At 66.1% G+C, this 10,352-nt stretch carries 12 protein-coding genes; 2 read left to right on the forward strand and 10 right to left on the reverse strand.

The window, feature by feature from the left end; all coding sequences use genetic code 11:
- The first annotated feature begins 26 nt into the window (after positions 1 to 26).
- Positions 27 to 335 carry a hypothetical protein gene (locus PGN27_RS05430; RefSeq protein ID WP_335325165.1) on the forward strand — a complete coding sequence of 103 codons (309 nt, stop codon included), beginning with the start codon at positions 27 to 29 and terminating at the stop codon, positions 333 to 335.
- Between the two features lie 127 nt (positions 336 to 462).
- Positions 463 to 867, forward strand: a complete 405-nt coding sequence (locus PGN27_RS05435) for an Rv1352/Rv1906c domain-containing protein (RefSeq protein ID WP_335325166.1) — start codon at positions 463 to 465, stop codon at positions 865 to 867.
- Between the two features lie 29 nt (positions 868 to 896).
- Here PGN27_RS05435 and PGN27_RS05440 read toward each other — a convergent pair whose 3' ends face one another.
- From PGN27_RS05440 to PGN27_RS05485, 10 genes are all read right to left on the reverse strand, one after another.
- Entirely contained in the window at positions 897 to 1,355 is a 459-nt protein-coding gene (locus PGN27_RS05440; RefSeq protein ID WP_335325167.1) for a hypothetical protein, read from the reverse strand.
- The gene (locus PGN27_RS05445) at positions 1,352 to 1,705 is read right to left on the reverse strand and encodes a hypothetical protein (RefSeq protein ID WP_335325168.1); all 354 of its coding nucleotides are present in this window, start codon (positions 1,703 to 1,705) and stop codon (positions 1,352 to 1,354) included. The genes PGN27_RS05440 and PGN27_RS05445 overlap by 4 nt, the downstream gene beginning before the upstream one ends.
- Positions 1,706 to 1,770: 65 nt before the next feature.
- On the reverse strand, positions 1,771 to 2,277 hold the full coding sequence (locus tag PGN27_RS05450; RefSeq protein ID WP_335325169.1) for a hypothetical protein: 507 nt from the start codon (positions 2,275 to 2,277) through the stop codon (positions 1,771 to 1,773).
- 3 nt (positions 2,278 to 2,280) lie between these two features.
- On the reverse strand, positions 2,281 to 3,936 hold the full coding sequence (locus PGN27_RS05455; RefSeq protein ID WP_335325170.1) for a peptidoglycan-binding protein: 1,656 nt from the start codon (positions 3,934 to 3,936) through the stop codon (positions 2,281 to 2,283).
- Between the two features lie 33 nt (positions 3,937 to 3,969).
- Positions 3,970 to 4,149: a hypothetical protein gene (locus PGN27_RS05460; protein ID WP_335325171.1), complete on the reverse strand. Its 180-nt coding sequence runs from the start codon at positions 4,147 to 4,149 to the stop codon at positions 3,970 to 3,972.
- A complete protein-coding gene (locus PGN27_RS05465) occupies positions 4,149 to 6,545 on the reverse strand; it encodes a hypothetical protein (RefSeq protein WP_335325172.1) in 2,397 nt (798 codons plus the stop codon). Before PGN27_RS05465 ends, PGN27_RS05460 begins: the two co-directional genes overlap by 1 nt.
- A 304-nt stretch (positions 6,546 to 6,849) precedes the next feature.
- Complete coding sequence (locus PGN27_RS05470; protein ID WP_335325173.1) at positions 6,850 to 7,641, reverse strand: hypothetical protein; 792 nt, start codon at positions 7,639 to 7,641, stop codon at positions 6,850 to 6,852.
- The gene (locus PGN27_RS05475) at positions 7,641 to 8,012 is read right to left on the reverse strand and encodes a phage tail fiber protein (RefSeq protein WP_335325174.1); all 372 of its coding nucleotides are present in this window, start codon (positions 8,010 to 8,012) and stop codon (positions 7,641 to 7,643) included. Before PGN27_RS05475 ends, PGN27_RS05470 begins: the two co-directional genes overlap by 1 nt.
- Before the next feature lie 15 nt (positions 8,013 to 8,027).
- On the reverse strand, positions 8,028 to 8,309 hold the full coding sequence (locus PGN27_RS05480; RefSeq protein ID WP_141866930.1) for a phage fiber-tail adaptor protein: 282 nt from the start codon (positions 8,307 to 8,309) through the stop codon (positions 8,028 to 8,030).
- An 84-nt stretch (positions 8,310 to 8,393) separates the two neighbouring features.
- Positions 8,394 to 9,668 carry a hypothetical protein gene (locus PGN27_RS05485; protein WP_335325175.1) on the reverse strand — a complete coding sequence of 425 codons (1,275 nt, stop codon included), beginning with the start codon at positions 9,666 to 9,668 and terminating at the stop codon, positions 8,394 to 8,396.
- Positions 9,669 to 10,352 lie beyond the last annotated feature (684 nt).

Here is a 10,352-nt window from a genome sequence, read left to right on the forward strand (position 1 = left end):
CGTTGCACTTCGGCTACCGTCGCCGAATGGCTGCCCGCCGATCCCCATGGATGGATGACCGCGCCCAGCTGCTCGTCCGCTTGCTCGACGAGCATCACGGATTGCAGATCAGCGAGGACGTGGCACGAGAGGATGTCTCCAGTCACGTCGACCTGGTCGCTGAGCGTATGCGCATAGGCCGCCAAGCGGCCAAGGTCTATGTCACCGACGACTACCTTGCAGGACTGGCCGACCACATCGCCCGTGCCGTAAATCAGGCTCGGACACGTGAGGCACTGGCACCACCCGTCAGGCCGTCGCACCTGCGCGTGGTGCGGCTGGGCGACGACGCCTGACCGCCTGCCACCGATCCAAACTGGGGCACTTTGAGCTGGGACTTTGGGGCGATCTCAACTTTCTGATTCACCCCAAAGTCCCGCTTTAGCCGGGGCCAGCGCGATGTGCGCCGTACTATCGCGGACCATGCGCACAGTCACGGTCCTCGCAGCTGCCAGCATCAGCCTGGTCGGTTGTTCAGCACAGCAGCCGACAACTATCGCGACGAAGACAACGACCGTCACCGTGACCGAACGACAATCGGACGCCATTTCCGCCGCTACGCCGCCGCCCGCGGCCGACGCAACCGTCATGAACACTGACGGCTTGTACGTCGTCGGCAAGGACATACAACCCGGCACGTACCGATCAGCACCGACGATGCGCAATGGATATCCGTTCTGCACCTGGAAACGCTTGAGTGATTTCACGGGGTCAATGGAATCCACCATCGCCATCGACAACCAGCCCGGTCAAACAATCGTCACCATCGAACCCAGCGACACAGCTTTCGAAACGCAGAGCTGCCAACCGTGGGAACGAATCGACTGACCAGACTGCCCGGGACCACAAGTCGACGGCTAGACGATGTCGCGTAACACTTCTGGCGGTGGCGGTATCTCGATGCCCGGGGCGTGGCGTGAATGCGAGTCGATGAGGCGTCGGATGTAGGCGATCGCGGCCCACGACCGTCGTTTCTCGTCGGTCAGCTCGACTTCCAGCCGGTCCATTCGCTCGATCAGTTGGTCGTAGTCTTCGCGCAGCCGTCCGTAGTCCTCGCGCATGCGGACGATCTCTTGCTGGGACACCTGGTAGGACGGTGAGCAGTCCTGCCGGGCCGACTTGTCGGCGGCGGCTTGCTGGCGGCGTTGCCACCATCGGGCGGTGGCCCCGAGGATGCTGGGGAGTTTGGCCGCGGTTTGGGAGATGACGGCCGGCGGCCCGAAGATCAGCACGATGGCCAGCCAGATCAGCGGATGAATGCCGGCGGGCGGGTCGTGCGGGTTCATCCAATCGGTGGCCATCAGGGGCCCGGTCATCTGGGCACCTGGCGGATCTGCTGGGCGTAGCCGACCGCCTTGATCCACAGGCAGCCGCCGACCATCGCGTAGATCCACGGGCCTCGGAAGCTGCCGTGCGCGTCGATGGTGTTCAGGCCGATGCCGACCGCGATGGTCAGGAACAGCGCGCCGGCCAGGTGTAGGCCGCCGATGCACAGCTTGGGCCGGCGGTCCGCGTATCCGACGACCATAGCGATACCCGCGCAGAGCAGTAGCGCTCCCCATGCCGGGGCCGGCATCGACCTCTCGACGAGAGACAGGCTTTCGGTGTTCTCGCCCATCAGGAAGTCGACGCCGGCCACGAACGGCGTGGCGAACAACAGCTGCACGATCCAAAACCGTTGCCGGGGTGGAACGGTCGGGATCCATGCGCTGTCGCGCCTTAGCCACCACCTCACAGAATCGTCGGGGTGGAGCCCTCATGTGCGGCCGCGGCACGGTCAGCGTATGCCTGGACCAGGTCGCCGACGGGACCGGAGAGCACCGCGGTGGTGGCCACCGTCCCGCCGGGGATGAGCGAGGCCGCACCTTGGATTGCGGACACGCCTTCGCTGACCTTGGCCTGGACTTGCTCGACGACGTCGTCGACGTGAGTCTTGATGGCGTTGATGCTGTGGAATGCGTCCTGCACGGACACCGCGGGTGCCGGGTCGAAGGTCCCGTTGTTGACCTGTTGGCGGATCTTGAGTGCGGTGCGGAGCTGGTTGCCGCCGCCGGCGAGGCCCAGGACACCTCCGATGAGTAGTTCGAGGTGGTCGGCGGTGCCCTGGTTGATCGCGCCGAAGATGAGAGCGAGGCCCAGGATGCCGGTGAGCAGGAAGCCGATGTAGTTGACGAGCTCGCGCCGTTTGGCGTCGGGGTCTGCGGGGCCGGCGGTCTGGATTTTGGTTTGGTCGCTCATGGGTTATGCCTTTCCGGGGTTTGCAGCGGTGATGAGTTCCGGGCGGGTTGCCTGGATGGTGTTGAGCAGGCCTGCGGCTCGGGTCCGCCAGAATGGGCCGTCGGGGTCGTGGGCGCCGGGGATGGCGCCGGCGGCGAGCTTGGCGAGGTCCTGGATGGCCCAGATCTCGCCGCGCAGCGCGGCGGCCTCGACCATTTCCTCGTGTTTCATCGCGTTGGCCTGGTACAGCGCGTCCATGGGTGTCAGGACGGGCTTGTTGTCGGCGCGGTAGTGCGATTGGGACGGTCGCGGTTCGTTGGACATCAGGAGCTCCTCGATCGGGTCGGTGGGTGTGGATGGTGTTGTGAGGGTGAGCAGTTGGTCGCCGAGCGCCAGGCAGTTGAGGTATCGGGTGCGCCGGTCAGGCATGCCGACCGGGTCGACGCCGTCAATCCAGCCGTTGACGCAGCGGGATACGGCGACGATGTCGCCGGCGTCGGCGAATGCGTTGATCTGGCCGGGACGTGGTCCGGCGTGCAGCCAGTACCACGATGCGGCCAGGAAGCCCCATCGCGGCTGCTCGACGAGCGTGGGTTGTTTGACGAACATCTCCGAGTCGGTGATGTATCCCTTTGTCTTGCACCACTGCCCGAACTTTCGGTAGTTCGAGGACCATGTCAGTTGGATGGGTCCGCGGCCGCGGTAGATGCGTCGGTCGTCTGACCAGCCGGCGCCGTTGGTCTGGATCTCGGCCATGTAGCGCAGGCCGGCCGATTCGTGGCCGAGGGTGGCATACCAGGCGGCGGCACGCTTGACGGTGGTGATTTCGGCGGCGCGGGTGGCCTCGGCCAGGTGCGGCATGTAGTCGCCGAGCATGGCGTTGGTGATGTCGGTGGGGGTCATGACGCGGCGCAGTAGCGCGATCGCCGATGACGGGGCGGTGTCGGGGGTGGTGGTCGCGAAGGACAGGCCCAGGGCCCGCAGCGTGACGGGGCCGGCGATGCCGTCTGCCTCCAGGTTCCGGCTTCGTTGGAAGGCGATGACGGCGTTCTCGGTCATGGGGCCGAACTCGCCGTCGGGGTCCAGGCCGGCGCCGATCGTCCGGTTGAGGGCCAGCTGCAGGGCCTTGACGCGATCGCCGCCGGCCTCGTACCGGCGGCCGAGCATGATGACCTCGGGTGGTGCCGGCGGGATCGGTGTGCCGTCGTTGACGATGGGTCCGGGCAGGTACACCCAGAAGTGGCCGTAGCCGTCCTCCAGGGGGCGGGCCTTGCTGCCGGTGACGACACCGTCGCCGCCGCGGGATTCGATGCGCAGTCCGTCGAGCTCGCCCCACATGTGACTGTTCGCCCCGCCGTTGGGGCCGTGGTGGAAGGCCAGCTTGGCCACCGCGTCGGCGGGGATGTCGCGCCAGTGTCCGACGCGGATGGTGCCGAACGGTCCCGGTGGGCCGCCGATCTTCATGCCGCGGTAGGACTCGGTCGTCGCGCCTTCGGCTTGCCGGCCGGGCACCCAACGGCCGAGGGCCATCTCCAGGGCGGTCTGCCAGATCTCCGAGCAGTCGGTGCCTTGCCGCACGCTGGTCGACAGCGCACCACCGAATACGTAGGGGGCGTTGGTGTCATCGCGGGCACGCATGAACTGTTTGGTCTGCTCGACGTGTGCTCGGTATACGGGCATGGGCAAGCTCGCTTTCCTGAGATCGTGGGATGTCTAGCGGTGCAGCGCGTGGCGCAGCACTGGCCACAGCGCATAGAGGCGGTGTCGCCAGGTGGGGTGGTCGATGACCGCGTCCTCGCACTTTGGGCAGCGGTCCTCGGGGTGGCCCTCGTTGAAATCGGGGTCGTCGGTGCCGTAGGCGTCGAGGCGGTGCAGAAACCGGCGGCCGGCCATCAGGCGATCGCCAGTTGGCGCAGCCGCGTCGAGGCGGTGTAGCCGCTGCCGTAGGTGTTGATGCCGAGGCAGAACGCGGTTGGGGAGGCGATGAAGTCCGTGCGCGAGATGGTGTCTATGACCTGCCAGTCAATTCCGTTGGTGGACAACGAGAAAACGTGGCTGGTGCCGTTGTCGGTGAGCCTCCACCATTTGCACTGTGCGAGGAACACGGCGGCTTGTCCGTCGCAGAGGTTGTTCGTTCCGTTGATGGAGGTGGCGTGGTTCCAGTTCTGCCGCAGTACCACCAGGTTTTTGTAGTTCTGCATCTGGAATGCCCATAGCTTGAACTTGGTGCCGTCGGTGAACCCGAAGTACACCCCGGGTCCGTTGGATTGGGTGAGGTGGAAGTCGAGTTTGGCGGTGATGGTCGGGTTGCCGGAGATGGGCCGGCTGACCGCGCGCAGGGTGTCGGTGGTGCCGTTGACGGCTGGGGCCGTCAAGAGCAGGGTGCCTTTGTCGTTGGTGACGGTCGCGGTGCCGAGGTTGACCGATGTCCAGCCCGACGCGGGTGGTTCGCCGATGACCGGGCCTCCACCGCAATCGGTTTGGACCCATGCGGTGCCGTTGGATCGGTAGGTCGAGTCGATGTCGGAGCACCTGTAGAGGTAGCCGCTGGGGACGGTGTTGGCCGCGGGCATGTTGGCGTAGGTGTCATAGCCGCCACCGCCGCCGCCACCGCTGGGCGGCGCCGCCCAGGTGTTGTCGTCGCGCAGGAACTTCGATCCGTCCGTGGTGCCGGTGGCCTTGGGCTGCTTGGTGTCCAGGTTGGCTTTGATCAGTGCCGGGGTGACCAGCTGCCCGGTCGTCCCCGATCCGGCATCGAGCTCGGTTTGCGTCATCACTGACAGGTGGGCGTTGGCCCCGAGCATTTGGAACTGCGATCCGGTGAACTGGAAGAGCACGATGCCGCCGGTGCCGATGCGCAGCGAAGCGGCGTTGACGGAGGTGCTGCCCGCTAACGCGACGGGGTAGGCGGTGGTGGTGTTGAAGTTCAGGGCGACCCCGCCGGCGGTGTTGCCGTTGGTGAAGGTGACCGAGACGATGTCGCCGGCGGCCGGGGTGATGGTGGATGTGACGGCCTTGGTGGTCGCCGATGCACCGTTGGCGGTGGTGCCGTCGATGACCTTGCGCTGCTTGGCATCCAGGGCGGTCTGCTGGGCGGTGCTGACCGGCTTGTCGACGTCTTTGGTGTTGTCGGCGTTGCCGAGTCCCACCATGGCCTTCGTGATGCCCGAGACGGTGCCGGTGAACGTGGGGGCGTTGGCGCGCACGATGTTGCCGGTGCCGGTGGCGGCCGCGGCTGCGATGCGGGCATCGGCGCGGGCGTTGGTGAAGTACAGGTTGGCCGCGCCCTCGGGGACCGCGTCGGTAGATCCGGGTGACGGGCTGATCTCCCAGTAGGTCGAGCCGGACCACCGGTAGATCTTCGACGGGTCGGCCGCGGTGCCGGCGTTGAGGGCGGTGTAGATCTTGCCGGTTTCACCGACCGCGGGAAACGCAGACAGGGTGGCGAACTCGAGGACGTCGTCGACGTAAGACGGCAGGTAAGTCGCCGGGATCAACGAGTTAGCGTCGAGCGGTGCGACACCGTTGGCCGCACCCACCAGGGACGCCGCGAGCGCACCGATCAGCGTCCTGGTGGCCGCAGCGTCGGTACCCCCGAGCAGTGAACGGCCGAACGCGGCGGTGCCGACGGACTGCAGCGTCCCATTTCCGTGCCGGAAGAACATCGATCCGGCCGGGATGCTGAGTGCGGCGATCTCGGCGAGCTGCGCGTTGTACGCCTGGACGTCAGTTCCGATGCGCAGACCCGCGAGCACGCGCATCGCGGGAGCGTCGGCCAGGGCGGCGACGGAGCGCCCGAACGGGCTGAACTCGGTCAGCGACCACGCCGACGGGCCGGTGGCATACGGCAGCCGGTTGGCCACCGTGGGCAGCGCCGCGAGCGCGGTGAGATCGGCGTCCCGCGGCTGCAAAGCAGCGGCAGTGGTGGCCAGTGCATCGGCCATCTCTTGGCCACTGACGGCGTCGATGGCGGCCCGGGCCTCGGCTTCGGTGTCACCGGTGGCGATCACATCGGGCTTGCCGAGGATGGTGGACCATTCGGCGGATCCGAATTCGAGTTTCTTCGGGGCGCCTACCGGTGTGCCTTTGACGTAGAACTGCAGCCACCCGTCGATGACTGTGAAGTCGTCGACGGGATCACCTTTTGGGCCGCGCATCACCCCCACGGCCTCGACGGCGGTCACCGCGACGGTCTCGGACAGGTCGACGACCGCGCCGTTGCCGGGGGCGTCGAAGGTCCACGGCAGGATCTCTTGCGCGCCGGCCGGGGTGGGCGCGAGGATCGTCACAGTCCATTGGATGTTGCTGATGCTCAGGGGCGTCGTCGTTGGCCAGCAACCGGACGGCGAAACCGTCTTGCAGAATGGAGCCGTCTTCGCCGACGTCGGCGTAAACCTTCGTCGCGGCGCGGTACATGTTGCCCTCGAAGGTGAATAGTCCGTCGACGGGGATGTTGCTGCTGAACACGACCCTGGTCTTGGCCAGGACGGCCGGGGCGAGGACACCCGCGCTGGCGCTGCCGAGGATGGCGTAGAGCTTGGTGGTGGTGTCGATCGTGAAATTGGGAAGCGCCACGGCTGTTTCCCGCCTTTCCTACTGGAAATCCGCTGGGACTTTGAAGACTTTTCGCCGCAGACCGCCGGTGCGCGGTGCGCGGTGCACTCGGGAGCTGATGGTCGGTTCGACGATCAGCGGTTCGCAGGTGGCCACGGTGTCGGCGGCCTGCAACGGGACGACCAGTCCAGCCCAGGGGCCGTCGTTCTGCCGGGTCACGGTCTGACCTTGCGGGGAGCCGGTGCCGGGGGCGTCGCCCATGAGCAGGCCGACGCCGTCGTTGCTCAGGAATCGTTGCGAGCCGTTGTATCCGGACATGCCGCTGCGGGTGCCGAATACCCCGACGATGCGGCCGGCGGCCGTGGCGGTGGCGGTGGCGGTCACGGCGCTGTTGCCGACGCCGGAGGCGATGATCGGTGTGCCGATGGAGTGGACACCGGTGTAGGAGACGGTTTGGCAGCGCAGAGCGCGTTGGGAGTTCATTCCGCCCCATACCGCGGCAACGACTTGCGCTTCGCCGGCGGGCACGCCGGCGAGCGCGAAGACCTCGGTCCAGGCGTCGACGGCACCGGGGGCGGTCCCGCCCCACTGGATCACGCCGATGGGCTGCATATCGACCCCGCCGTAGCTGACTTTGCGGGTGAGGTCGCCCAGGGTGCTGTCCCAGATGATCCATGGTCCGAGTGCGAGATCGGTTACGGAGTAGGAGATTCCGGCCAGGACGGCGATGTCGCCGCCGTTGGCGACGTGCTTGTGCTCGGTGCGCTGCGAGTCGTAGAACGGGTGCCCGTCGTTTCCGCCTTGCCCGATCGCGTCGAAGAAGACCGCCATTACAGACCGACCACCGGCAGGGCGACTTTCAGCGTGGACAGTTTGAGGTTGTCGCCGTTGAAGACGTTTTTCGGCTTGGCGAACTCGTGGATGATCACGCAGTGGCCCGCGGTGCTGGCGTCCCACAGGCTGACGCCCCACAGCTGCTCCGTTGCACTGAGCACGCCCCAGGTGACCGGTGCGGCGAGTTCAAACACGCCGTTGGAGTCCGGGTCTCCGAAGGTGACGGGCTGGCGTGCGGTGTGCACCGAGGCATTCATCGTGCCGTCTCCGGCGTCGGCGGTGTGCAGTTTCCCGTACACCGCACCGGACTTGAGAAGATGAGTCAGCATCTTCGTCTCGCCGTACAGGGTGAATCCGTTTGATCCCATGAGTATTGGCCTCCCTTAATGGCTTTCGCAGCGAACGATGATCGAGTAGTCGTAGACGTCCTCGGCTTCGGTGTAGATCCGGAATGTCACTTCGTACTCGGCGTTGTCGGATCCGCCGCCGAGCTTGGCGGTGGTGTCTTGGCCGGTGAACCAGCAGTCGTGTATGTCGAGGCCGTCAGCGAACACGTCGCAGTCGAGGATGAGGTCCTCGGTTACGGCGAGCCAGTCCGACCAGTCGACGGTGAACGGGCACACATCGTCGGGGTCCTTTTCGGCCCGGTCGGTAATCGTGGCCACTACTGCCCCCCTTCGTCTTGCGCGGACTCGGCCAGCGCGGTCAGCACGTCGATGGGTATGTCGATCCAGTCGGAGACTTCGGCTTCAGAGGCGCTGCGAGCGCCCACATTTGATGTCCCGATCAACCACGCCATGTTGGCGAACTGCGGGGTGTCGGGGAGCTGGGTCCGGATGGCGAACGCTCCGCTGACCGGATCCCATTTCAGGGATTTCACGGGGTACATATCGGGCAGGTCCTCCCAAGTGTCGTAGTGGTGGGGTGGTCGTCTCAGGTGGACAGGTCGCCGGCACGGAAGAGGTCGATCGCGGCGGCCCGCTGGAGCGCGAAGTTCCAGGTCGCCGCGTTCGCTCCGCCATGGCCCGCCGCCAGGCGACGCCTCGCGGCGAGAGGTTGTCGATGTCGGGCCACTGCGCACCGGCGATGGGTTCGCCGTTGCGCAGGCACGTGTAGGTCGTGTAGTCGAGTTCGGGGTCGTGCACTGCTTCGATCCGGAAGCGGTCGCTGGGTAGCGCCTGGAATGTGGCGGTGCTGGTGGCGCGGGGAGTGCCAGCCTCGGTGATGTTGGTGGCCGATTCGATGGTGACGGTGGCGGGGCCAGTGCCCTGTTGGTGGATGGCCATCACGACCGCGGCGGTGCCTTCGGCGTTGCACCGGACGCCGGCGCGCACGACGGCGCCGTTCCACTCCGCGCTCCAGCCGGATCCGATGACGACCTCGGCGAACATGTTGTCGGTGGCGCATCGGGTGAGTGGGACGAACGCCTTTTTGTACTCGGTGGCGAACAGCGCTGGTGGCCCGCCGGCGGTCAGTGCGCCGTCGACGATCTCCCACACACCGGTGCCGAAGTTTTTGAAAGCCGGGGAGACCCAGTTGCCGTTGTTGGAGTAGGCGTCGAAGTCGGCGATGAGCGTGACGGGTGTGATGGTGGTGGGAACGGTTTGGCCGACCGAGACCCAGATGCAATGGGTGGCATCGTGATTGAGACTTGTCTCGGCGATCGTGGCGGGGAGTTCGGTTTGTCCGGCGAGCAGCTCGGTGGCGCCTTGGGGGTAGATGATCGGGTCGGGCACTGACCGTTGTCGCAGGATAGCTGCGACGGTGAACGATCCCCCCAGTGGCAGGATGCCGACCGCGTAGAGGGCGCCGGCCTCGACGAGCATGTCTTCGGCCATCTCCAGCGCGCATTCGTAGACCAGTGGCCCGGTGTCCACTTCGGCGGAGACGTCGCCGAAGTCGTAGACCAGCGTTTGGTTTCCGGTGAGCGGATCGATCAGGTAGAGGCCGACCAGGACGGGTCCGGTGGGTGTGTCGCCGCCGGCCATGAAGCGGACCATGTTGGCGATGCGGTCTTTTTTCACGCGGATGACCGACAGGGCCAGGGTGCCGGCGGGGATGGTGAAGACCGGCTTGTTGAGGACAGGAGTGAGGGTGATCAGGTGCCCGTGGTTGTTCAGTGCCGGCCGCCAGACGGCGTTGATTCCGCTTTCGGTGGTGGGTGCCCAGCGTTGTGCCGGACGCGGACATCGAGGCTGTGCTCGCGGTGTAGGTCACCACCGGTTTGAGGTCTCGACGGATGAACGACACGTCTTCGAAAGGGTTGGGGGACTCCCAGAACGGTGCGTTGTCCGGTGCGTTTTGCAGGTCGGCCAGGGTGATTTGTCCGAACTGCAGTTGGCGGGTGGCCCCGAAGATGACTTCCATGTCGTCGGCCGAGCCGACCGCGTCTGGGACGCCGGACCATCCGCGGATGGCGGCGTTCCATGTGGCTTGGAGGTTGGCCAGGGTGAGGGCGGCGTTGGTGATGGCGGTTTGGGCTTGGGCGGCGGCGTGGTTGAGGAAGTCGCCGACGCCCTCGATGGTGGTGGCTCCGACGTGGACGATGAAGTTGGCGATTTGGGTGATCGCGTTGACGGCATTGGTGGCTGCTCCGCTGATGGCGGATAGCACCGTGCCCCAGCCGGCGGCGAGTATGCCGTTGGGGTTCTTCCATGGTGAGGTGTCCGGGAATTTCGAGGATTTGAGGATCTCGACGATGTTGGGTT

Source organism: Mycolicibacterium neoaurum (genome assembly GCF_036946495.1).
GTDB lineage: Bacteria > Actinomycetota > Actinomycetes > Mycobacteriales > Mycobacteriaceae > Mycobacterium > Mycobacterium neoaurum_B.

Excerpts from the sequence above, each read along its gene's own strand:
- PGN27_RS05430 (WP_335325165.1), top strand. The coding sequence starts at position 27 with ATGGCTGCCCGCCGATCCCCATGGATGGATGACCGCGCCCAGCTGCTC.
- PGN27_RS05435 (WP_335325166.1), top strand. The coding sequence starts at position 463 with ATGCGCACAGTCACGGTCCTCGCAGCTGCCAGCATCAGCCTGGTCGGT.
- PGN27_RS05440 (WP_335325167.1), bottom strand. The coding sequence starts at position 1,355 with ATGACCGGGCCCCTGATGGCCACCGATTGGATGAACCCGCACGACCCG.
- PGN27_RS05450 (WP_335325169.1), bottom strand. The coding sequence starts at position 2,277 with ATGAGCGACCAAACCAAAATCCAGACCGCCGGCCCCGCAGACCCCGAC.
- PGN27_RS05455 (WP_335325170.1), bottom strand. The coding sequence starts at position 3,936 with ATGCCCGTATACCGAGCACACGTCGAGCAGACCAAACAGTTCATGCGT.
- PGN27_RS05460 (WP_335325171.1), bottom strand. The coding sequence starts at position 4,149 with ATGGCCGGCCGCCGGTTTCTGCACCGCCTCGACGCCTACGGCACCGAC.
- PGN27_RS05470 (WP_335325173.1), bottom strand. The coding sequence starts at position 7,641 with ATGGCGGTCTTCTTCGACGCGATCGGGCAAGGCGGAAACGACGGGCAC.
- PGN27_RS05475 (WP_335325174.1), bottom strand. The coding sequence starts at position 8,012 with ATGGGATCAAACGGATTCACCCTGTACGGCGAGACGAAGATGCTGACT.